The following is a 23385-nucleotide window of genomic DNA, read 5'->3' on the forward strand; positions in this document are numbered from 1 at the left end:
TAAGAATTATTTTTATTGATTTCTTCTAAATATCAATGTGTTTTAGTTAGTGGCAACTCTGTCAATTTTCCCTAGAACAAAACTGCTTCCTAATCTGAAATGACTATTATCTTTTTCTAAAATTACATTTTTAAGAACAATAGTATGCTCATAAACTTGTCCAGTTAAAGTAGTGGTTACTTCAATAATTCCACTCGTAGCTGCTACACCAAGTTGACCTGTCCATGTTTCCTCAATTGCTGGAGAAGCCGGCTGTACTTTTGAACAAATAAAAGCCGGAGTAATCGATCCCGTTTCTGCTTTCGCAGTTTTATAATATACTTTATTTTGAGTAGCTGTTATCAAACTTGTACGTGGCACGCCGTTAGTAGGTGTGTTGACAATTAAAGCAGGATCTATATCATCAATCGATATGTAAAATGAGTTATTGTAGTTGTAAACTCTACTAACTTCATCGCACTCATAAGCCGAGCCGTTTGGATTGGTTTTGAAAGTTAAATCGGCTGGTGTAATCGAAGTTGTATAGGTTCCAAAATCAAATTTTTCTTCTGTTTGATCTCCAGCTGGTTTATTAAATGTTATATTTCTAAAAATAATAGTGTGATTATAACCATGTATTCTACTTCCGTCATCAGGATTAGTTGAAATATCTCTTTCATCTTGACTAGTTGTAATCTCAATTACTCCATCAGTTGCAATCCATTCTTCTGTTACTTTTGGCGTGCTAGGAGGAATTGTACCGCAAATGTTTGCAGTTGCTACAGTTCCATCATAAGCTCTATAAACAACACGATAAGACCCAGTACCTTTTGAATCGATTGGGTAAGAATAAGTTCCAGGATCATTAACAATTTTACCTTCAGGCATTTGTAATAAAAGGGCTTCCTGAGTTTTTAATTTATAGATTAAAGTGTTTGTTTCCGGATCACAAGCTTGAGAATCTGCGTCTACAAAATCGATAGTGTCTACAGTTAAATCCCCATCATCGCATCCATTTAGAAAAAGGGCAAATAATAAAAGGGCAGCGTATTTTTTCATCGTAAAAATTTATTTGCGTCAAAAATAGTGAAAAAAATGCCAGATTATGTTTAAGTTTTCACAATTGATATTTTGTAACTTTGCAGCGATGAAAAAAGTATATCTTGATAATGCCTCAACAACAGCAATGCGTCCTGAAGTAATTCAGGAAATGACAAAAGTTATGCTGGAGGATTATGGAAATCCTTCGTCTACGCATAGTTTTGGGCGAAATGGTAAAACGATTTTAGAACTTTCTAGAAAAAGCATTGCAAAACATTTAAATTGCACTGCTCAGGAAATAATTTTTACTTCTGGTGGAACTGAAGCTGATAACTGGATTTTGCGTTCTGCTGTTGAAGATTTAAAAGTAGAAAGAATTATTACTTCAAAAATCGAGCACCATGCTGTTTTACATACGGTTTGGGCGCTTAAAGAGGAATATAATATTCAGGTCGATTATGTAAATGTAAATGCTGATGGAAGCTTAAATCTAACGCATTTATCTAATTTATTGTCTGATGAAAAGAAAACATTAGTCAGCTTAATGCATGTTAATAACGAAACGGGAACTATTTTAGATCTGGATCGTGTTAGTTTGATTTGCAAGCAATATAATGCATTGTTTCATTCAGACACAGTTCAGTCAATCGGGAAAACGGAAATCGATCTTCAAAAGACTCCAATTGACTTCATTTTAGCAAGCGCGCATAAATTTCATGGACCAAAAGGGATCGGATTTGCTTTTGTTCGAAAAAATTCGGGTTTGCAACCATTACTTTTTGGAGGCGAACAAGAAAAAGGTCTTCGCGCTGGAACTGAAGCCGTACATCAAATTGCTGGAATGGCAAAGGCTCTGTCTATTTCTTACGAAAAATTAGATGAAGAAAGAGCGTATATTTTAGGAATCAAGAATTATCTGATTGAACAAATGGAAATTCATTTTCCTGATTTTAGAATTAATGGGAATAAAGATGATTTCTACAATATCATCAATATTATTCTGCCATTTTCATCAGATAAAACTTCGATGCTGCTTTTTAGTTTAGATATGAAAGGAATTGCGGTTTCGAGAGGAAGTGCGTGCCAATCTGGAAGTATAAAACCTTCACACGTTTTAAACGAAATGCTTTCGGAGACCGATTTAAAATTACCAAATCTCCGAATATCATTCAGTCATTATAATACCAAAGAAGATATAGATTGGTTGATTGAGAGTTTGAAAACTGTCTAAGTTGCTAAGATTCTAAGTTTTTTAGATTTAAATTGAATTCACAATTAACCATTGACAATTCAACATTATTTACGGATTACTTTTACCTGCGAATCGTTTGTTAATTTGATTATCGTAGAAGACTTTCCGTTTATTTTGTCTTGGTTTAATTTTACAACGTAATCAACCCCATTAATAATTTCTGGACTAATGTCTTTGAAGGCAATTGGAGTAGGCTGACCTGAAATATTTGCAGAAGTTGAAACCAAAGGTTTTTTCATTCTTTCCATTAATTTATAGCAAAAAGGCTCTTTTACCAGTCTAACTCCTAAAGATTTGTCAGCAGCAATGATATTTGGGGCAACGTTTCGAGCATCATCAAGAATTAAAGTCGTTGGTTTATCTGATAAATCCCAGATTTGCCACGCAACTTCAGGAATGTTTTTGAAAACATTGTAAATCATCTTTTCGTCATTCATTAAAACGATCATGCTTTGTGTTTCTGCACGCTGTTTTAATTTATAAATTTTAGCAACGGCATCTGGGTTTGTAGCATCGCACCCAATTCCCCAAACAGTATCTGTTGGATATAAAATTATACCGCCTTCTTTTATTACTTCGTATGCGTTGATGATTTCCTCGTTCATTTTACAATTATATATACTCAATTAAGATTACAAAGTTATAAATTTTACTTGTAAAAGCTTTTTAGAGTTTTTAAAAATGGCAGAGTTTTTAGTTTTTGAGAAGACTTTCTAATCGCAAACTACTTATGATTTTATTGGAGAAGATTCAAATTTTGTCTTTGCTAATTCCATTAAAGGGCGTTCGATGTATTTGAATGTTAATTGACTAATAAAAATTAACGGAAAAACGGATAAAGTAATAATTGACCAAAATTCAAAATCGGTTAAATTTTTAGCCTTTTCAAATCCGATAAAAAAATAAAAGACAACAAACAATAATGTTCCATGCAATAAATATATACTATAGGTTATTTGTCCAAATTTGCGAGAAAAAGTGTTTGACAAAAGTCCAAAAAAACTATTTCCAGAAGCAATCATTATAAATACAATTGACGTGATAATGACAGGAATGGGTTTTCTTCCGCTATTGAAAAAATATATAGAGCAAGCTAATAGTAAAATAGCTAAGAAAGTATATTTTTTTTTGTTTTAAAATGTTTTCAAATTTTTTACTGCTAACTACCAATGCGCTAATAATTCCGCCAATAAAAGGCGAAAAATGTCTTAATGAGGATCCATTTATCATCATTACAACAGCGGCAATTGAACTAAAAATCAGTAACGTTTTCAGATTTACTTTGATCTTAAAAAATAATGTAATTAGAGGGAGTAAAAGATAGAAGACCCATTCATACGGTAATGTCCAAGTTATACCAGCGTTTAATAAGAAGCTATCTTCTAAGCCGTTGATATTTAATCCTTTTTTTACATTGAAAAATATCCATGAAAGTGTAGCTTCTGCATTTTCAGAAAAAGGTAATTTTAGATTTGAAATCTGTTAAATAACCTGCAATTATAAAAATAATAGAAACAGAAAAAAGATACATCGGGAAAAGCCTGTACCAACGAGCCTTGATATAAGCTGTCTAGTTTATTTCTTTGTTTTTACTTTTACTATTGATCAATTTTAGAGTGAATAAAAAAGCGGTAATAACAAAGAAGAAAGCAACAGTCGTTTGCCCAAAGTGATTAAACAAATTAGATTCGGGTTCTTTCCATTCACCATCTTTAAGGAAAATTCTCCAAATATAACTATGATGTAGGAAAACAAAAAAAGCCAAATAACCTCTTAAACCATCAATTTCAGGATAGCGTACGTCGAGCACTTCTATCTTTACTAACTTATTTGTAAATAATACAGAAATAATGAGAACAAATAATATAGGTATTAAATAAACGCAGAAATTTAATGTCATTTTTGAGGAAATAATTTTTTGTTGAGATATTTTTTACAAATTCCAAATTTGCGCAAAAGTACTAAACAAGTACTACATGCAAAAATTTTAAGGTTAAAAATATCTTAAATAAGAATTAAATACCTACAAGATTGACTAACAATTTGTTTAAAAATGAATAACAAAAAATTATCCTTTGGGTTTTAAGGCTCTAACTAATTATTTTTGAAAATAACATTCTCAGTCCAGCCTTTTAAAGTGTACTTATTGTAAATGGAGTCTGGAATATTTTCATATTTATTTTCGAAAAAAGCTACAGGTATAATTGGATTTTTTTCGTCAATAACTAAAATGTTATTTGGGTTGTAAAAATCGTAGTTTTTAATGTCCGCATTTGTGGTTATAAGCTTTTTTTCTAAGCCCAAACTTTCAAAAACTCTAAAAGTAAGTCCGCTCTGGCCCAGTCGGTTAATATCTAAAAGTACTTTTGAGCGATTAATGTAATCATTCACTTCACTCAAAGGCATATGACTTCTTATGTATGTAATGTTTTCATCATTGTCTTTTTGTTTTTTATCGTAAACAATGAATTTAAATTTTGAATGCTGCGAAGCTAAATTAGAAGCAATTTTTTTTAAAATTGGAAGCCTTTTATCAATTGAGCTGATATTGAAAACATCGTATTCAAATTGATCTGTATTTACTGCATTTTCTGAGTTGTAAATCCAATTTGATGCAAATTTTAAATTGTATTCTGCGCAGTCTTCTTTTTCGAACGAAAAAACTTCATCAAAACAATGCAAAACTCGTTTGATTTTTGGACAACGATAGATGTTATCATTAAAAAATCCGATCGATTTTTTAGTGTAATTTTTAAATTCTAAAATGCTTTTAGGAGTAATAAAATCTCCTTTTATAGTTAAAATCACATCTTGAATCTGGTCATTTTTCTTTAGTTCCTTGATGATTTCTTTTCCGTAATGCTGATGTTTTAAGTTTGTTTTAAAGAACGCTTTTAATACAACATTGTATACTTTATGGAATATAGAAGGATATTTATATTTGAAAGTATTAAAATCAATGTGGCGAACAGTGTGCCCTTGTTTTTCTAAGTCAGTAGCTATATGTTTGTTGAGCCCCCAGTTGTCTAAACTTATAAGAGTAATATGCATTATCTTCGAAATAGTTTTTATTAGTTGGTAAAACTAGCTAAATTTGCTGAAACAATTTTTATGATTTTAAGATTAAATCGCGGATATGAAAAATTTGAAAATATTCTTCTTGAATACATTCGTTTTTTCAATACAAAAGGAGAGGACTTTGTAATTGGCCAGCGCAATCAGATAAAACTTTTTGATTTAGACGATAAAAAAATAAACATAAAATCGTTTAAAGTTCCGCACTTTATCAATAAAATCGCTTATAAATACTTCAGAAAATCAAAAGCAAAACGTTCTTTTGAGTTTGCTAATAAATTGTTGGAACTAGGCGTTGGAACTCCAGAACCTATAGCTTTTGCCGAATTTTCGTCGATAATTGGTTTAGAGAAAAGTTTTTATGTAAGCGAACAGTTAGAATGTGATCTTACTTATAGAGAACTTGTAGAAATACCTGATTTTCCAGACCGCGAGAATATTTTAAGGCAGTTTACTAAATTTAGTTTTAATCTTCACGAAAAGGGAATTGAATTTTTGGATCATTCGCCTGGAAATACCTTAATAAAAAAGAATGCCAGCGGAAATTATGATTTCTTTCTGGTAGATTTGAATAGAATGGAATTTCATGATTCAATGTCTTTTGAAATGCGTATGAAAAACTTATGCAGACTAACTCCGCTAAAGGATATGGTGGCTGTAATGAGTAACGAATATGCTAAATTTTATGGAGAATCTGAAGAGAAGATTTTTGATACTTTGTGGAAATATACTTCGGATTTTCAAGAGAAATTTTACAGAAAAAAACGCCTGAAAAAGAAACTTAAATTCTGGAAGAAGTAATTCTTCTCAATTCTTTATAGCGAATAAAAACGCTGTATGCATTTAAATAGCATATTATTGCGCCTTTGCTTCCGTCCAAAAAACCAAAACGGATTATAAACTGGTACAAGAAAGTATACAAAGGGTGGAGTAAAAGCAATAAAAAATAAGGTTTTACTCCTCGTTTGAATTTTTCATTGGCCTTAAGAATTCCATAATTATACATTTTTGATTTATAATCTTCGTACGAAGAATAAGAATAATGTATGATTTTGTTTTTTAAAGTAGAAATAGAGCCATTTACAATTAGTTTTTCATGAACCTTTCTTTCTTCATTATATCGGCACTTTGATTTATTAAAAAGCCTAAAAATTTTATCAGTTTGCCACCCGCTGAAATGCAGTCTGCTTTTTTTGAACATAAAAATACGGTAGATAAAATAAGCACTTGCTTTATTTTCAGTATTAATAGCAGTAACAATTTCAGATTTTAATTCTGGAGTTAATCTTTCATCTGCATCAACAAATAGAATCCATGAGTTTTTAGCTTGATCCAAAGCAAAATTTCGTTGAGAAGTGTAATCAACGAAATGATTCTGAATTAATTTTACGTTTTTAAAAGACTCCACAATGCTTACCGTTTTATCGGTGCTATAAGAATCTACAACAATAATTTCATCAGCAAAATCAATATCTTCAAGAAGGGATTGTATATGCTGTTCTTCGTTAAGCGTAATAATCAGAACAGATAATTTTTGCTTTTCGTTATTCATTGACGATGCTTTTGCTTTTTCAGTTTTTATACTCTTGAAAATAAGCTTCTAATTTTTCGAGCATAAGTTCTAACGGATATTCTGCATAATATTCAAAAGTATGTTCTTTGATATATTGTTCTGTATGCTTTTCGTAAATTTCAGGTTTTAAGTCTTTTAGGTGAATTGAAGCGTTTTTAGCCTCATTTTCAAACAACTGCCATGTTTCTTTTCTAACAGAAGGAGTAAAGATTGAAAATGTTGGAATTTCAAGTGCTTTTGCCATATTTACAGCGCCGCCTTCGTTTCCTATCAACATCTCACATTGAGAAAGTATTGCTAAAAACTGACGTAAATCGGTAGCATATAAATCAAAAATGATATGTTTTTTAGTTTCTTCAGAACAATGATTATAAACCTCCAAAGCTTGCTCTTTCTGGTTTGGAATGTAATTAAAGAGAATAGTAGCGTTTGTTTTGGCTACTGTGAAATCAATAATTTTCGCCATTCCTTCAAGCGGATACGTTTTATAGTGCTCACTTCCTAAAATACCAAACATAATTAATGGCTTTTCAGGATCGATATTATAGCTATTCAAGAGATTTTTTGCTTCGGCAATCTCAGATTCTTTTAAAAAGATTTTCGGTTTTACATTGGTTATTTTTTCAGAGAAAAAAGGCTTCAGAAGCAATAATCTGTTTTCAATTGCCAAACCGTATTCTGATTTTATAGCATCAAAACGCTCGTAGCTGTAATTGTAAAAGATGTTAGAATACCATTTATGGTACGAAACTTTATATTTTGCTCCAGAAAAAAACGTAATTAAGTTAGTTCCTAATTTGCTGTAGACATCTATTACAGCGTCATATTTTTTTCTTCGAATCTCAAAAATGAATTTAATAAACCCAAAAGTCGATTTTCTGATTTTATTAGTCACCGGAATAATGTTATTAATATTCGGGTTTTCTATAAGAACATCTACAGAATTAGGGTAACACATATAGTCAATTGTAGAGTCAGGAAACTTGGCTTTAAGATTGTTACAAATAATTGTACTCGTTAAGACGTCTCCAATTCTTTTTTGCTGAATGACTAATATTCTCATGTGTATTTTTGTTCAATTAAAAGGCTAAAATACAAACTATTTTATGAAGTGCACAAGCGATGGTATTAATAAGATTAAACTAAATTAAAAAGTTATATTTTTGTGCTCAACAAATTAAAATTTATAATGGGAATTAGCGGTTTGGTTATTACTTTCAATGAAGAAAAAAACATTGGAAAATGTATAGATGCCTTGTTTAAAGTTTGTGACGAAGTTATTATTGTAGATTCTTTCAGTAAAGATCGTACGGTAGAAATAGCTAAAGAAAAAGGAGCACAAGTTATTCAACAGGCATTTTTAGGAGATGGTCCGCAGCGTACGCACGGATTGCCCTTTTGTAAAAATGACTGGATTTTAAACCTTGATGCAGATGAATTTCTAGACAAAGATGCTGAAGATTTTATTCTAAAGAAAAAATATCTAGAAGGAAATCATGATGCTTTAAGTTTTAGAGTGAAAAACTTTTTAGCTGATAAATTAATTGACTTCTCAGGTTGGTATCCAGATCATAAAGTTCGTTTTTTTAATAAACAAACGGCTCATCCTTCAGAATCTAAAGTGCACCAAAAAATTGTAGCTCAAAATGAGAAAAAAGTTGCAGTTCATATTTTGCATTACGGATGGGATTCTTTTGATCAGATTATTGCTAAAAAGAATCAATATTCTGGATGGCATGCCCAACAATTATATGATCAAGGAAAAAGAATAAATGCTTTTAAACCTGTTCTTAACGGAACTGTAGCTTTTGTTCGTTGCTATTTCTTTAAAAAAGGAATTTTTAATGGACTTGACGGATTGTCAATTGCAATGATTCAAGCTTTTTTCTCTTATATGAAATATGCGAAGCTTATAAAACTGCAAAAAAAGAAATAAGCATTTTAAAAGCTAAGTTTATTATCAATAACTCTTTCGTTAAAGTTTTGAATATAGGCTTTCAAAAAATTTGAAATTTCTATTGTCTTGAATGTATTTTGATTTTGTAAATTAGTTTTTAGTAAAGGATCCTTTTTCCAATTATATAGTCCTATGACCTGATTGTTTGCAAAGGCCAGATAATAATCGTCTTGAACGCAATGATAAATTCCCTGTAAATAGAAGACGGCAAAATTTAGGTTGCTTTTAAAACTTTTTCCAAAACAAATTAGATCTGTTTTTATGCCGAGATAGTCTATTATACTTGGCATAATATCGATCTGTTGAAAGTTCTTTTCGTCTACACCAGAAAAATTTGGATTGCTTGGGTCAAAAAATAAAATTGGAATGTGAAATTTACCAATGATTGTTTTATCTATTTCTGATTCTCCACTAGAGGAAGTATGATCGGCAGAAATTACAAATAATGTATTGTTATACCATTTTTGTTTTTTAGCGTTTTCAAAAAAAAGTTTTAGAGAGTAATCAGTATACGCTATACTTTCCTGAACGACTGTTGTTCCTTTAGGAAATTTATCTTTGTATCGCTCTGGTATTTTGTATGGATTATGAGAAGAAATGGTAAAAATAGTGCTAAAGAAAGGTTCTTTAAAACTAGATAATTTACCAGCAAAAAACTGTAAAAATTCTTCATCAAAAATTCCCCATTTTCCATCAAAAGCTTCGGTACCGATATATTCGTCTTTGCCAAAGTATTTTTCAAATCCTGCAGCTTTTGCATATTGATCAAAATTTTGGCTTCCGTTAAAAGCACCGTGGAAAAAAGAAGTTTCATAGCCTTCTTTTTTTAGAATCTTGGGCAAACTATTCGTTTTGTCCAAAGAATAGCTAGAAATGATAAAAGAATTATTCATTAAACTAGGTATGCTCGAAATAATTGAAGGAACAGCGTCTATAGATACTTTTCCGTTGGCAAAACCATTTTTAAAATAATAAGATTTTGTTATCAGCGAATCTAAAAAAGGAGTTTGTTTTTTGCTGATATTTTCATGGCCAAAACTTTCCAGAATAATGATTACAACATTTTTTTTGTTTACCGTTTCTGTGCCTTTAAAAGATAAGATTGGTTTGTAGATCGAGTCAAGATGTTTTTTGTCAAAATAATTTACTTTGTCAATATCTTCTTTTTGAGATATTGTTTTTAATATACAGAAAGGTGTATTTAAGATAAGCGGAGCATTATTGAGAGAACTATATTTGGCTGCATCTACAATTCGAAGAGTTTTTTTTTGAAATCCTCCACGACCGACTATTAGCAATAGAAAAACTGAGGTTAAAAAATAAAAAGATTGTTTTAGGAACTTTTCTTTTGTGAAACTTTTTATCTCGTTTTTGTTCTTAAAATTTGGGATTGATTTCCAAAAAAGAATGCTAAGAATTGTAAATAATAATGGGATATACCAAAATTCTTTTATAAAAGAAAGAAGCAGGCCTAAAGCTTCTTTTTCCATTCCTTTCGCAGTAATCATGCTAAAAGTGCTTCTTCTCCCCGTAAATCGGAAATATATAATATCAATTAGATTCGCTGCTATGAACAGAAGATTGATTAAATAGAAAGAAATTTTTAATACGGTTTGATAGGTTTCGCGATACTTAAAGTTTCCTGGAATTGCATGTGCTATTAAGAAAATAAAAGTTATATATGAAATCGCTGAAAGGTCAAACAAAACACTTCCTAAAATATTTTGAGCTGTTATGTGGTCAAAATATTTAGTATTCAAAACATAAAAAAAGATATTGCAAATTTGATAAATTAAAAAAATTATGAAATATCGATAAAGGAATAACTTTAAGCTAAATGTATAGTTTTTCATTAAAAAGGCATGTAAATAAATCATCTTCTTGTCTTTAGAAGATTTTTTAAAAATGCAAATTTAGAACAATTTTCTTACTTTTTATTATTTGTAAGATTTTTATTTAATTATTTAGAAAAGGTATAAAAAAAGGGCGGTTTTTACCGCCCTCATAATATTATAATTTTTTAAATCTATACAGCAACATCGTATTCACGAAGTGCATTGTTTAAAGAAGTTTTTAAATCTGTAGATGGTTTACGAGTTCCAATAATTAATGCACAAGGAACTTGGTATTCTCCAGCAGCAAATTTCTTAGTATAGCTTCCAGGAATAACAACAGAACGAGCAGGAACGAAACCTTTCATTTCAACTGGCTCATCGCCTGTAACATCAATAATTTTAGTCGATGCTGTTAAACATACATTAGCTCCAAGAACCGCTTCTTTGCCAACGTGAACACCTTCAACAACAATACAACGAGAACCAATAAAAGCACCGTCTTCGATAATAACTGGAGCAGCTTGTAATGGCTCAAGAACTCCACCAATACCAACACCACCACTTAAGTGAACATTTTTACCAATTTGAGCACAGCTTCCTACAGTTGCCCAAGTGTCAACCATTGTTCCTTCGTCAACATAAGCACCAATGTTTACGTAACTTGGCATCAAGATAACACCGCTTGAGATGTAAGCTCCATAACGAGCAACAGCATTTGGTACTACACGGATTCCTTTTTCAGCATAATTTCTTTTTAGCAACATTTTATCGTGGTATTCAAAAATACCAGATTCCCATGTTTCCATTTTTTGAATTGGGAAGTACATTACAACCGCTTTCTTAACCCATTCGTTTACTTGCCATTTGTCACCAACTGGTTCTGCAACACGTAATTTTCCTGCGTCTACCAATTCGATAACTTCTCTAATGGCATCAGTTGTAGTTTTTTCTTGTAATAAAGCTCTGTTTTCCCAAGCTTGTTCAATTATAGTCTGTAAAGAATTCATACGTTTAAATTTTTGGCAAAGATAGCGTATTTGTAGAAATGCAAAAAAGCAAAACGGATCGAAAATGTTACAGGTTTAACTTTTTGTTTCTTATTTGTAAAACTTTAAAAAAGCCATTCGGTTTTAAATGTATTTAATTACTCCTAAAAGTTTTTTTTATGTCAAAATATGACAAAAGTCAGGCTTTGTGTTTTTTCTTCGCTTTAATTTCGCAGTGTTGATCAACATTCCATTCCATAAAATAATCATATAAGCAGTAAAATATGAATCAAGAAAATCACCTTCAAAACAGAGTAATCATTGATAAAGAAGTAAGCTGGGATAAAACTCAGGTTATTATGAGTAAAACAAACGCTTTCGGTATTATCGAATATGCAAACGAAGTGTTTGTAGATGTTTGTGGTTACGAAGACTATGAATTAATGGGGCAGCCTCATAATATCATACGCCATCCAGATATGCCAAAAGTTATTTTTAAAGTGCTTTGGGAAAATCTTAAAAACGGGAAAAACTTTCACGCTATTGTAAAAAACCTTGCAAAGTCTGGAAGATACTATTGGGTAATTACCGATTTTGAAATTGCCCGCGACGAAAACGACGTTATTGTAAATTATTTTGGAAGAAGACAAGCAGTACCGCAAGAAGTAATTGCGATGCATATTGAACCTTTGTATAAAAAATTATTACAGATCGAAGCAGCAAGTGGAGTTGAATTTAGTGAAAAGTACCTAATAGGATTCTTAGAAGAAAAAAAGAGAACTTACGTTGAATATATTAAGGAACTGATTTACGAACATGAAAAATCACAATCTAAGTTCGCGAATTATAATGAGGAAGAAGATGCAGGTGAAGAAGAACATAAAGGTTTTTTCGGACGATTGTTCGGAAGATAAATTGAGTTATTTTTTAGGTTTGAATATTTGGATAAAAGTCCGTCTTGAATTTTCAGGGCGGATTTTTTTGTTTTTAAGTTTAATTTAAAAAACATGAATTTAAAAAGGTTTATATTTGTAAGGAAAACGAAAGTATTATGGAAGCGATTAGATTAGAATTTCAGCCAGAAATTAGAGAGAAAGTACTTAAGTTATTAAGTGAGTTTTCTCCTAGTGAATTGACAATTATTGAAGAAGATTCTGATTTTGAAAATGATAAAAAAAAAGTGCATGCAGCTTATGCTAAATTAAAAAGTGGTAATGAAAAGTTGTATTCAATAGATGAAGCTGATTCAATTTTAGACAATACATTTTCGGAATATGACAATTAAAATTTCGAATGAATTTTTAAAATTATTAAAAGAACAAGTTCATTATATTTATAAAGATAAACCTGGAGCAGCACTAAAGTTTAGGAAAGATTTGCTTAGAAATATTAAAAAAGATTTAAAACATCCTTTTCTCTTTAAAAAATCAAGATATTTTGATGATGAAAATATTAGGGATTATGTTTTTAAAGGTTACGTTTCTGTTTATGAAGTTGATACCGATAAAGACATTGTTTTCATTTTCGGTTTTATAAAATATAAAGACTCTCTTTAAAGATTATAATTTTACTTTCTAAATCTTTTATAAAAATTTCAAAATATGCCAAGAATCCTCTCAATAGATTACGGACAAAAACGTACAGGAATTGCTGTTACAGACGAAATGCAGATTATTGCTTCAGGTCTAACAACGATTCCTACTCATACTTTGATTGACTTTTTGAAAGATTATTTTGCTAAAGAAAAAGTCGAGGCGGTTTTAATTGGTGAACCAAAACAGATGAACGGACAGCCTTCAGAAAGTGCTTCTGTAATTAATGGCTTTGCAACTCATTTCTCAAATATTTTTCCAGACATGAAAGTGATTAGAGTTGATGAGCGTTTTACTTCGAAAATGGCATTTCAAACTATGATCGACAGCGGTTTAAGCAAAAAGCAACGTCAGAATAAAGGGTTAATAGACGAAATTTCTGCTACAATTCTGCTTCAAGATTATCTTTCCGCAAAAAAATAACGCTGTTCGCCGAATTTTTTATTTATAATTTAATGGTTTTTAGAAAATCCTAACTTTTATCCTGTAAAAATTAGTTTTTTTTTGCAATTAAAAAAGTACCTTTGCACTTTAAATAAAAATACTGTTATGCCTGACGAAACCATACGTTCAAATAGTGATGTAGTACTCATTGGCGCTGGAATAATGAGTGCCACTCTCGGAGTAATTTTGAAAGAATTACAACCAGATATAAAAATTGAAATTTACGAAAGATTAGATGTTGCCGCAGCTGAAAGTTCTGATGCTTGGAATAATGCAGGAACCGGACATTCTGCTTTTTGTGAACTAAATTATACTCCAGAAAAGGCAGACGGCAGTATCGATCCTAAAAAAGCAATTAGCATTGCAGAATCATTTGAGATTTCTCGCCAATTTTGGTCTTATTTAGTACAGCAAAACAAAGTGCCTTCTCCGGATAATTTTATCAAAAGCGTGCCTCATATGAGTTTTGTGTGGGGAGATAAAAATGTAGATTATTTAAAAAAGAGATTCGAAGCGCTTCAAAGCAACCCGATTTTCTCTGAAATGACTTTCAGTACCGATTTTGAGCAGCTTCAAAAATGGATGCCATTGGTAATGGAAGGAAGAAATGCTGATGAAAAATTAGCAGCAACGCATATGGAAATTGGTACCGATGTGAATTTTGGTGCTTTAACAAGAAGTATGTTCAATTACTTAGAAAAACTTGATGGTGTTTCTTTGTTCTTCAATCATGAAGTTAAAAAACTAAGACAGCGCGAGGATAAATCTTGGAGAATTAAAATTAAAGATTTGTCTACTGGAAATACTCGCAAAGCATATACTAAATTTGTATTTATTGGAGCAGGTGGAGGTTCATTGCCTTTATTAGAAAAAGCAAATGTACCAGAAGGACATGGATATGGCGGTTTCCCAGTAAGCGGACAATGGCTAAAATGTACAAATCCTGAGGTAATTGCAAAACACGCAGCAAAAGTGTACGGGAAAGCGAGTGTTGGAGCACCTCCAATGTCAGTTCCTCACATCGATACTCGTGTAATTGATGGTGAAAAAGCACTTCTTTTTGGACCTTTCGCAGGATTCTCGACTCGTTTCTTAAAAAATGGTTCTTATTTAGATTTGCCTTTGTCTATTAAACGTAACAATTTAATTCCGATGCTGGCTGCAGGATATCACAATATTCCATTAACGAAATATTTAATTGAGCAGGTTCGTCAGTCTCCAAAAGACAGAATGAAAGCTTTACGCGAATATCTTCCAACAGCACGTTCAAAAGATTGGAAATTAGAAAAAGCAGGACAACGTGTTCAAGTGATTAAAAAAGATGAAAAAGAAGGTGGGATTCTGGAATTTGGTACAGAAGTAATTAATACGCATGACGGAACTCTAGCAGTTTTACTAGGTGCTTCCCCAGGTGCTTCTACAGCTGTAGCAATTATGGTTGATCTAGTTAGCAGATGTTTTACAAATCAAATTAAAACACCAGAGTGGCAAGCTAAATTAAAAACAATGATTCCTTCTTACGGACAAACTTTAAATGACAAACCCGAGCTTTTAGCAGAGCTTAGAAAACATACAGCAGATGTTTTAAAACTAAATTAAGTTTTGGTCTTTAAATATTAGAATAAAAAACAAATCCAGATGAATTAATCTGGATTTGTTGCTTTTAGGTCGGTTGTGTTTTTTAGGATTTTTTCAGCCAGATTACTCATCCAGATCAATTGTTCAATTACCATTTGTGCTTCCTGCATTTTGGCTTGACGCGTTTCTTTGTCTAAATCATCATCTTCGGCCAAACGTGTAAAATGCCTACGTTTTAATTCTTCAAATTGTAAAGTCACATCTTCTTTTTCAAAAAAAGTATCTTGTATTATGACTTCATTTCTTAAAACAGAAATTGAATGATCTAAATTGGCCAAAATAGTCTTGATGATATAATTAAAAGAGTCAGAAGCAGAAGTTGTTTGGTGTGATTGAATATAAGTCGAAAGTGACGCTAAAGCAGATAATAAAGAATGATTTAAAACCACCAATTTATTAACCAAAGGCATTGTTTTCTGTTTTGATTTTGGCTCCTGCATCATGCGCTGAAAAGAGGTCATTAAATTTCCTATTTCAACAAAAGCATTTTTTCTTGCCAATCGATAAGAAGTTGGAACTTCTCCTTTTTTATTATAAAAGTCTGCAATTTCTTTTAAATAATTTCGGTTGGCCCGAATCGAATTTTCAATATGAATTGGGGTATTGATAAATTCCCAAGCAGGCCACAAAAATTGATTGGCTATAAAAGCTAAAATCGCTCCTGCAAGTGAATCTAAAATTCTGTATTGAATTACTTCATTGATATTTGGTGTAAGAATTCCGTAAATAAAAACCACATACATTGTAACAAATGTTGCGCTGACTTTATAGTTAATTTGGGTAAAGGAAATTCCCAAAAGCATACATACAATAGAGAAAATGCTTAATGCTACGTGATTCTGAATAATCGATACAATTCCGAAAGCTAAAAATCCTCCTAAAACAGTTCCGAACATTCTATTGTACGATCGTTCTTTTGTTAATCCGTAACCAGGACGCATAATAACAACAATCGTCAGCAGAATCCAATATACATTTTGAAAAGGCAGAACTTGTCCGAGGAAAAATCCAATTAGAATTGTAATAGTTAATCTTATTGAATGTCTGAAAATAGAAGAAGAATAACTTAAATTCTCAATCAAAGTCCGAATTGGATAATATTGTGGCGTTAGGAATTTTTCAAGCTCTTTATCTTTGTCTTTTAATTTATAAGACTGCATTGCCAAAGAAAGTGCGCGCTGGATAGTTTTAATTTTTCCAACTTGATTTTTGGCATATTTCAGCATATTCGTCAGCATTAGAACACCTTCTGCAGCTTCTTCTTTTCCTAATGTTTTTTCGTAATCAAAAATGGCAAACTCAAGAGCGTCTAATTCGTTTTTCAAATCATGCTTGTCAACATAAACACTAATGTGGCTTACATTTTTTGAAAGTTTTTTTAAAGTAGAGGCTAATTTGTAAGCAACATTTTGATACGTTCTTAAAACATCAGGATGTTTAGCAAATTTCTCGTGAAGTTTCTCGTGATCAAATGAAGTATACAGAGCAAGTTCTTGAATTTCAACTAATGTAATAAAAACCAAAAGCATTTTTCTATTCTGGCTTGTAGTTCCAGAAGCATTCTGGTTTCCAATCAGCATTTTTCTTAGATCTTCATGAATTAGATTTAATTCTACCTGAATTGCCAATTGTTTTTCAATAATAGCTTCTCTGTTGGCTTCAGGACTCCATAAATCACCTCTTAATTTAAGATATTTGGCGGTAAGTTTTATTCCTTCGGCAATTTGCAATTCTACATATTTATAAGGCTGTACAAAATGAAATACAAGCGATACTATTAAATACAGAATTCCACCAATAAAGATAAAACCAGAATATTCAAAAGCTGCCCAGCCTTCGTGCAAATGTCCAAATGAAAGTGAAATCGATAATAAAGCAGAAAACGAAATTAAAGTTGCTCGCTGCCCGTAAACCGAAATCATAGAGCATAAAAACAATAGAAACCCTAAAAAGATATAAAATAGAAAAGGATACGGATAAACAAGATTGACCAAAAGATTTACTCCTGAAACAATGAAAGAAGCCGCGATTAATCCTTTGATCTTATGGCTTAAAGAACTTGGAATGTCACTGGGATAAGTATAAAAAGCTCCCAATGCAATAGTAAAACCAATTTCAAAATGACCCAAAAAATTTAAAACTAAAACAGGAACAACAGATGCAATAGTTACTTTAGAAGCATTGAGAAAGGAAGTGCTGTTTGTAAATTTTGAAATTTTATCAATCATAAAGAGAGGTTTACTAGCAAAGGTAAGAATTGTACGAGTGATTTTGGCATAATTATAGCTGAGATTTTTAACGGCTGGGGAAAAAATATGATATAATAGACCAATAGAATTATTCATTGACTATTTTTTACTATTTTTGCCAGCTGAAATATCAGAACTTTGGTTCTGTTTTTACAGCTTAAAAATATAAACAAAAACAAATGATTTTACCAATTGTAGGATACGGTGATCCTGTTTTGAGAAAAGTAGGGCAAGATGTTACACCTGAATATCCAAATCTAAAAGAAACGATCGCAAATATGTACGAGACGATGTACAATGCGTATGGAGTTGGACTTGCAGCACCGCAGGTTGGACTGCCTATTCGTTTGTTTGTTATAGATACAACGCCTTTTAGTGATGATGAGGATCTTCCTTCAGAAGAACAAAAAGATTTGAAAGGTTTCAAAAAGACTTTTATAAATGCTAAAATCGTTAAGGAAGAAGGAGAAGAGTGGGGATTTAACGAAGGTTGTTTGAGTATTCCAGATGTACGTGAAGACGTGTACAGAAAACCAACTGTTACAATCGAATATTGTGAAGAAGATTTCGTAATGAAAACGGAAGTATTCGACGGATTAATCGCGAGAGTTATTCAGCATGAATATGACCACATTGAAGGAATTTTATTTACAGATAAAATTTCATCTCTTAAAAAACGTTTAATACAAAAGAAATTGAAAAATATTTCTGAAGGGAAAACGTTTCAGGAATATAGAATGAAGTTCTTTGGAGCAAAAAAAGGAAGATAAGTTTTCTAAATACTTAGAAACAAAAAATAAATAAAATTCTTAATACTAATTTTAATAAAAATGAATTTAACGAAAATTTTAGCCATTTCAGGAAAACCAGGTTTATACGAATTAAAAGTACAAACTCGTACTGGTTTTGTGGCGGAATCATTAATTGATGGGAAGAAGATTACTGTAAATCTAAAAAGCAATGTAAGTTTATTGTCTGAAATTTCGATTTATACTTATGAAGGTGAAAAACCGTTAACTGAAGTAATGCAGCAGATTGCCGTTAAAGAAAATAAAGGACAAGCTATTTCTCATAAAGAAGATAACGCTACTTTGTCTGCTTATTTCAAACAAATTCTTCCAGATTATGACGAAGAAAGAGTTTATCCATCAGATATCAAAAAAGTATTAAACTGGTACAATACACTTCAGGCAAAAGGTTTAGTTACAGATTTAGCTCCAGCAGTTGAAGAGCCAAAAGAAGAAGCTCCAGTTGCTGCAGAAAAACCAAAAAAAGCTCCAGCAGCAAAAAAAGCAAAAGCTAAAAAAGAAGAAGAATAAAAACAATTCTTTTTGAATATATAATATCCTGTTAAGATGTTTTCTTGACAGGATTTTTTAATTTTACAATATCGAGTTTAAATCTAAAGAACTTCAAGATGAATAGAGAAAACCAGTTAAAAGCATTTGAGAGATTATTAAATATCATGGATGAACTTCGTGAACAATGTCCGTGGGATAAAAAACAAACCCTTCAGACATTGAGACATTTAACAATCGAAGAAACGTATGAATTGGGCGATGCTATTTTGGATAATGATTTAAATGAAGTTAAAAAAGAATTAGGAGATTTACTGCTTCATATTGTGTTTTATGCTAAAATAGGTAGTGAAACGAATGATTTTGATATTGCTGATGTTTGCAATGAGATCTGCGATAAACTAATTCACCGTCATCCTCATATATATGGTGATGTTAAAGTGGAAAATGAAGAAGAAGTAAAACAAAACTGGGAAAAACTAAAACTAAAAGAAGGCAAAAAATCTGTTTTGGAAGGAGTTCCAAGAAGTCTTCCAGCTTTGGTTAAAGCAAGTAGAATTCAAGATAAAGTAAAAGGTGTAGGTTTTGACTGGGAACAACCACACCAAGTTTGGGATAAAGTACAGGAAGAATTACAAGAACTTCAAGAAGAAGTAAAATCTGGAAATCAAGATAAAATCGAAGACGAATTTGGAGATGTCTTATTTTCAATGATTAACTACGCAAGATTCTTAAATGTAAACCCAGAAGATGCTTTAGAACGAACCAATAAAAAATTCATTAAACGTTTTCAATACTTAGAAAGCAAAGCAAACGAATTAGGAAAACCGTTAATGGATATGACGCTTACAGAAATGGATGTTTTCTGGAATGAAGCCAAAAAGCTTTAATTATCAGCTAATTTCTTTAAAGCACGAACATCTTTAAGCAGGATTTTTTTACCTACTAATTCAATCAATCCTAATTTATTAAAATCAGAAAGGAGACGAATACAGCTTTCAGTTGCCGTACCAATAATTCCTGCCAGTTCTTCTCTAGTTAATTGAACTTTAAGTGTTTTATCAGTGTCTTCGCCAAAAGCATCATGCAGATGAAGTAAAGTTTCGGCAAGTCTCTGTTTAACTGTTTTTTGAACTAAAGCAATTTTCTCATTTTCAGATTCCTTTAAATCTTCGCAGACAGACTGCATCATATTTAAAGAAAATTGATTGTTAGTATTAAAGAAATTGATGATTTCGGTTTTAGGTATAAAACAAACCTCCATGTCGGCAATCGCTTTTGCAGTCAAGTTTGCTGGTTCGTTACTAATCATAGAACGCTGTCCAAGAAGTTCACCAGATTTTACCAATTTTACAATTTGGTCTTTCCCGTTTGCACTCAATTTTGAAAGTTTACCAACGCCATCTTTCACACAAAAAACTCCATTGGTCACTTCGCCCTCTTCAAAAATGGCTTCACCTTTTTTAATTTTGTAAGTAGTTTTACTGCTGGCTAATTTTATAACTTCTTCTTTGTTAAGGGCTTTTAATGAGCTTAGCTGGCGTACAATACATTGATCACATTTGTTCATGACAATAGTTATTTGCTGCAAAAATAAGGATATTTAAGGTTTTGAAGCAGCATTACGCGGTAAAATTATAATAAAATAAGGTACATCTTAATTTGGACTCTTTTATTTTATTAAATTAGAATTCAATTTCAATATAACATGACAATTATCATCTTAATAATTGTGCTTTAATTGGAAATTTGCGACAAATAAAAACAAGTTTATGAGGGAGCAAAGTTGTTTTCATTGTGGTTTATCTATTGAACAAAATGAAGAAATTGAGTTTGATGATAAGAAGTTTTGTTGTACAGGCTGTAAAACGGTTTACGAAATTTTCAGCATTAACGATTTAACCTCTTATTACGACTTCGAGAAATCGCCTGGTGCCACACCACAAGACATCAAAGGCAAATATGATTTTTTAGAAAACGAAGCTATACTTTCTAAAGTTTTAGAATTTCAGGAAGGAAACACAGCAATCGTTTCTTTAAATATTCCGCACATTCACTGCAGTTCTTGTATTTGGATTTTGGAGAATCTAAATCGTCTTCAAGCAGGAATTAGCACTTCACAAGTTAATTTTCATGAAAAAAGAGTTCGAATTACGTTTAATTCAGATGTTGTTTCTTTAAAAGAAATTGTTTATCTGTTAAGTTCTATTGGTTACGAACCTTATATAAGTCTAGAAAATTACGGAACAGCAAAAGCTAAAGTAGACAGAAGTCTAACCTATAAATTGGGTGTTGCATTCTTTTGTTTTGGAAATATTATGTTGCTTTCATTTCCAGAATATTTCGAAATGAAGGAATTCTGGTTGGATAGTTATAAGCCGTTTTTCAGATTACTGATTTTCATTTTAGCGTTGCCAAGTTTCTTGTACTCAGCAAGCGGATATTATGTTTCTGCTTATCATAGCATTAGAACCAGAATGCTTAACATTGATATTCCGATTGCTTTAGGTATTATCGTGATGTTTATTCGCAGTACATATGATATGCTAATGGATCACGGTCCGGGATTTTTTGACAGTTTAGCCAGTTTAGTATTTTTTATGCTTCTTGGTAAAATGTTCCAAATTAAAACGTATAGTTTTTTAAGCTTCGAAAGAGATTTTAAATCCTATTTCCCGATTGCTGTTACTAAAATTAATAAAGATGCTACCGAAGATAATGTCGCTATTTATGATGTTTTAAAAGGAGATCGATTATTGATTCGAAATCAAGAGCTTATACCAGTTGATGGGATTTTAATTAGCGAAAGCGCGGAAATAGATTATAGTTTTGTGACAGGAGAAGCAGTACCAATTACTAAAAAGTCTGGTGATAAAGTATTTGCAGGAGGAAAACAGATTGGAAAAGTGATAGAAATGGAGGTATTGCATTCTGTTTCTCAAAGTTATTTGACTCAGTTATGGAGTAACGAAATTTTTCAGAAAAAAGTAGACCAGAAACACAAAACCATAACAGATGCAATAAGTCGATATTTTACCCCTATTTTATTGCTAATTGCATTTGCTGGTTTTGGATATTGGATTTTTATTGATGCCAATACTGCTTTTAATGTTTTTACAGCGGTTTTAATTGTGGCCTGCCCTTGTGCTTTGGCTCTTACCGCTCCGTTCACTTTTGGAAATATATTACGAATTTTAGGAAAAAAGAAATTTTATTTGAAAAATGCGATTGTAATTGAACAGCTAGCTAAAGTTGATACGATTGTTTTTGATAAAACAGGGACAATTACAACTAACAAAAAATCGAATATACTATATGAAGGAAATCCTATTTCAGATTCAGACATTGTATTGATTAAAAATGTATTACGAGGTTCAAACCATCCATTAAGCCGAATGCTTTATGATTTTCTGCCAGAAGCTAAACGTATCGCCGTAGAAGAGTTTCAAGAGATTACGGGAAAAGGAATTTTGGCAACTATTGAGGAAAAAGAAATTAAAATTGGTTCAGGTCAATTTGTAAATGATATAGTTGCAGATGGTTCAGAAATTGAAAAAACAGCATTGCATATCAAAATAGGAGAGGTTTATTTTGGAAAATTTACTTTTCAAAATCAATATCGAGAAGGTTTAGAAAAACTTTTTGAAGATCTGAGTAAAGCTTATAAAATAAAAGTGCTTTCTGGAGATAATGATGGTGAGAGAGCTAATTTAGAAGCGATTCTTCCAAAAGGAACTGAGCTGATTTTTAATCAGAAACCAGAGCAAAAACTCGAATACATAAAGAAACTTCAAGAAAAAGGGCAAAATGTAATGATGGTTGGTGACGGACTAAATGATGCTGGAGCGCTGGCACAAAGCAATGTCGGGATTTCTATTTCAGAGAATGTGAATGTCTTTTCACCTGCATGTGATGCGATTTTAGATGCATCAGAATTTTCACGTTTAAACTACTTTTTAAAGCTATCTCATAAAGCGATTTCAATTATCAAAATGAGTTTTACTTTATCATTGCTGTACAACGTTGTTGGACTTGCATTTGCGGTTACAGGAAATCTGCTTCCATTGGTTGCAGCTATCATCATGCCGTTAAGCACAATTACGATTGTAAGCTTTGTGACTTTTATGTCTAACTATTTCAGTAACAGAAATTTATAATGATTATAAATTGTAACATAAGATTTTTTTTATAAATTTAACAATCTTTTTGTTTATGATAATTATCATATTTTATGCGCCTTTAACGAAGTAATTTTGTTAATATAAATCTAAGGTATGAGTGTTATTTATCTATTAATTTCAGTAAGTATTTTTGTGGCAATCTGTTTCTTTATTGCCTTTATTATCGCTGTCAAATCTGGACAGTACGATGATGATTATACGCCTTCAGTCAGGATTCTTTTTGATGACGAAACCAAAATTAATTCCCAAAATAATAATTCACCAATCGAAGAAAAACAAGTATAA

24 protein-coding genes are annotated in these 23385 nt (G+C 31.5%); 14 read left to right on the plus strand and 10 right to left on the minus strand.

What is annotated here, in order from left to right; genetic code table 11:
• Positions 1 to 42: 42 nt before the first annotated feature.
• Positions 43 to 1038, minus strand: a complete 996-nt coding sequence (locus tag V6624_RS12425) for a hypothetical protein (RefSeq protein ID WP_111286531.1) — start codon at positions 1036 to 1038, stop codon at positions 43 to 45.
• An 88-nt stretch (positions 1039 to 1126) separates the two neighbouring features.
• Here V6624_RS12425 and V6624_RS12430 point away from each other — a divergent pair, with 88 nt between their 5' ends.
• Entirely contained in the window at positions 1127 to 2251 is a 1125-nt protein-coding gene (locus V6624_RS12430) for a cysteine desulfurase family protein (RefSeq protein ID WP_338838695.1), read from the plus strand.
• A 65-nt stretch (positions 2252 to 2316) separates the two neighbouring features.
• On the opposite strand, the gene V6624_RS12435 is transcribed toward V6624_RS12430, so the two are convergent.
• Complete coding sequence (locus tag V6624_RS12435) at positions 2317 to 2877, minus strand: L-threonylcarbamoyladenylate synthase (protein ID WP_338838697.1); 561 nt, start codon at positions 2875 to 2877, stop codon at positions 2317 to 2319.
• A 533-nt stretch (positions 2878 to 3410) separates the two neighbouring features.
• Between V6624_RS12435 and V6624_RS12440 the strand changes: the two genes are divergently transcribed.
• A complete protein-coding gene (locus V6624_RS12440; protein ID WP_338838699.1) occupies positions 3411 to 3596 on the plus strand; it encodes a hypothetical protein in 186 nt (61 codons plus the stop codon).
• A gap of 246 nt (positions 3597 to 3842) precedes the next feature.
• On the opposite strand, the gene V6624_RS12445 is transcribed toward V6624_RS12440, so the two are convergent.
• Positions 3843 to 4172: a hypothetical protein gene (locus V6624_RS12445; RefSeq protein ID WP_338838700.1), complete on the minus strand. Its 330-nt coding sequence runs from the start codon at positions 4170 to 4172 to the stop codon at positions 3843 to 3845.
• A 194-nt stretch (positions 4173 to 4366) separates the two neighbouring features.
• Positions 4367 to 5323: a hypothetical protein gene (locus tag V6624_RS12450; protein ID WP_338838701.1), complete on the minus strand. Its 957-nt coding sequence runs from the start codon at positions 5321 to 5323 to the stop codon at positions 4367 to 4369.
• A 60-nt stretch (positions 5324 to 5383) separates the two neighbouring features.
• On the opposite strand from V6624_RS12450, the gene V6624_RS12455 reads away from it, so the two are divergent.
• Complete coding sequence (locus V6624_RS12455) at positions 5384 to 6148, plus strand: lipopolysaccharide kinase InaA family protein (RefSeq protein ID WP_338838702.1); 765 nt, start codon at positions 5384 to 5386, stop codon at positions 6146 to 6148.
• Here the strand turns inward: V6624_RS12455 and V6624_RS12460 are convergent.
• Both V6624_RS12460 and V6624_RS12465 read right to left on the minus strand, forming a co-directional pair.
• Entirely contained in the window at positions 6129 to 6899 is a 771-nt protein-coding gene (locus tag V6624_RS12460; protein ID WP_111286522.1) for a glycosyltransferase family 2 protein, read from the minus strand. The two genes, V6624_RS12455 and V6624_RS12460, sit on opposite strands and share 20 nt — an antisense overlap.
• A gap of 19 nt (positions 6900 to 6918) precedes the next feature.
• Entirely contained in the window at positions 6919 to 7983 is a 1065-nt protein-coding gene (locus V6624_RS12465; RefSeq protein WP_111286520.1) for a glycosyltransferase family 9 protein, read from the minus strand.
• A gap of 126 nt (positions 7984 to 8109) precedes the next feature.
• On the opposite strand from V6624_RS12465, the gene V6624_RS12470 reads away from it, so the two are divergent.
• Entirely contained in the window at positions 8110 to 8856 is a 747-nt protein-coding gene (locus V6624_RS12470; protein ID WP_111286518.1) for a glycosyltransferase family 2 protein, read from the plus strand.
• 5 nt (positions 8857 to 8861) lie between these two features.
• Here V6624_RS12470 and V6624_RS12475 read toward each other — a convergent pair whose 3' ends face one another.
• Positions 8862 to 10637, minus strand: a complete 1776-nt coding sequence (locus V6624_RS12475) for an LTA synthase family protein (protein ID WP_338838703.1) — start codon at positions 10635 to 10637, stop codon at positions 8862 to 8864.
• A 266-nt stretch (positions 10638 to 10903) separates the two neighbouring features.
• Positions 10904 to 11719, minus strand: a complete 816-nt coding sequence (locus V6624_RS12480; RefSeq protein WP_111286516.1) for a 2,3,4,5-tetrahydropyridine-2,6-dicarboxylate N-succinyltransferase — start codon at positions 11717 to 11719, stop codon at positions 10904 to 10906.
• 263 nt (positions 11720 to 11982) lie between these two features.
• On the opposite strand from V6624_RS12480, the gene V6624_RS12485 reads away from it, so the two are divergent.
• The 5 genes from V6624_RS12485 (at position 11983) to V6624_RS12505 (ending at position 15333) form a co-directional block, all read left to right on the plus strand.
• On the plus strand, positions 11983 to 12612 hold the full coding sequence (locus V6624_RS12485; RefSeq protein ID WP_111286514.1) for a PAS domain-containing protein: 630 nt from the start codon (positions 11983 to 11985) through the stop codon (positions 12610 to 12612).
• 137 nt (positions 12613 to 12749) lie between these two features.
• Entirely contained in the window at positions 12750 to 12983 is a 234-nt protein-coding gene (locus tag V6624_RS12490) for a hypothetical protein (protein ID WP_111286512.1), read from the plus strand.
• On the plus strand, positions 12973 to 13254 hold the full coding sequence (locus V6624_RS12495) for a type II toxin-antitoxin system RelE/ParE family toxin (RefSeq protein WP_338838704.1): 282 nt from the start codon (positions 12973 to 12975) through the stop codon (positions 13252 to 13254). The genes V6624_RS12490 and V6624_RS12495 overlap by 11 nt, the downstream gene beginning before the upstream one ends.
• Before the next feature lie 45 nt (positions 13255 to 13299).
• The gene (ruvX, locus tag V6624_RS12500) at positions 13300 to 13713 is read left to right on the plus strand and encodes a Holliday junction resolvase RuvX (protein ID WP_111286510.1); all 414 of its coding nucleotides are present in this window, start codon (positions 13300 to 13302) and stop codon (positions 13711 to 13713) included.
• A 126-nt stretch (positions 13714 to 13839) separates the two neighbouring features.
• The gene (locus V6624_RS12505; RefSeq protein ID WP_338838707.1) at positions 13840 to 15333 is read left to right on the plus strand and encodes a malate:quinone oxidoreductase; all 1494 of its coding nucleotides are present in this window, start codon (positions 13840 to 13842) and stop codon (positions 15331 to 15333) included.
• A gap of 44 nt (positions 15334 to 15377) precedes the next feature.
• On the opposite strand, the gene V6624_RS12510 is transcribed toward V6624_RS12505, so the two are convergent.
• The gene (locus V6624_RS12510; protein WP_338838708.1) at positions 15378 to 17600 is read right to left on the minus strand and encodes an FUSC family protein; all 2223 of its coding nucleotides are present in this window, start codon (positions 17598 to 17600) and stop codon (positions 15378 to 15380) included.
• Positions 17601 to 17800: 200 nt separating this feature from the next.
• Here V6624_RS12510 and def point away from each other — a divergent pair, with 200 nt between their 5' ends.
• The 3 genes from def (at position 17801) to mazG (ending at position 19809) form a co-directional block, all read left to right on the plus strand.
• Positions 17801 to 18391: a peptide deformylase gene (gene def / locus V6624_RS12515; RefSeq protein WP_111286504.1), complete on the plus strand. Its 591-nt coding sequence runs from the start codon at positions 17801 to 17803 to the stop codon at positions 18389 to 18391.
• 60 nt (positions 18392 to 18451) lie between these two features.
• Positions 18452 to 18940 carry a DUF5606 domain-containing protein gene (locus V6624_RS12520; protein WP_111286502.1) on the plus strand — a complete coding sequence of 163 codons (489 nt, stop codon included), beginning with the start codon at positions 18452 to 18454 and terminating at the stop codon, positions 18938 to 18940.
• A 98-nt stretch (positions 18941 to 19038) separates the two neighbouring features.
• Positions 19039 to 19809 carry a nucleoside triphosphate pyrophosphohydrolase gene (gene mazG / locus V6624_RS12525; protein WP_111286500.1) on the plus strand — a complete coding sequence of 257 codons (771 nt, stop codon included), beginning with the start codon at positions 19039 to 19041 and terminating at the stop codon, positions 19807 to 19809.
• On the opposite strand, the gene V6624_RS12530 is transcribed toward mazG, so the two are convergent.
• Entirely contained in the window at positions 19806 to 20489 is a 684-nt protein-coding gene (locus V6624_RS12530; protein WP_111286498.1) for a Crp/Fnr family transcriptional regulator, read from the minus strand. The two genes, mazG and V6624_RS12530, sit on opposite strands and share 4 nt — an antisense overlap.
• A 202-nt stretch (positions 20490 to 20691) precedes the next feature.
• Here V6624_RS12530 and V6624_RS12535 point away from each other — a divergent pair, with 202 nt between their 5' ends.
• Positions 20692 to 23076, plus strand: a complete 2385-nt coding sequence (locus V6624_RS12535) for a heavy metal translocating P-type ATPase (protein WP_338838709.1) — start codon at positions 20692 to 20694, stop codon at positions 23074 to 23076.
• Between the two features lie 117 nt (positions 23077 to 23193).
• Complete coding sequence (gene ccoS / locus V6624_RS12540; protein ID WP_111286494.1) at positions 23194 to 23385, plus strand: cbb3-type cytochrome oxidase assembly protein CcoS; 192 nt, start codon at positions 23194 to 23196, stop codon at positions 23383 to 23385.

It is taken from the genome of Flavobacterium ginsenosidimutans, assembly GCF_037478105.1.
GTDB lineage: Bacteria > Bacteroidota > Bacteroidia > Flavobacteriales > Flavobacteriaceae > Flavobacterium > Flavobacterium ginsenosidimutans.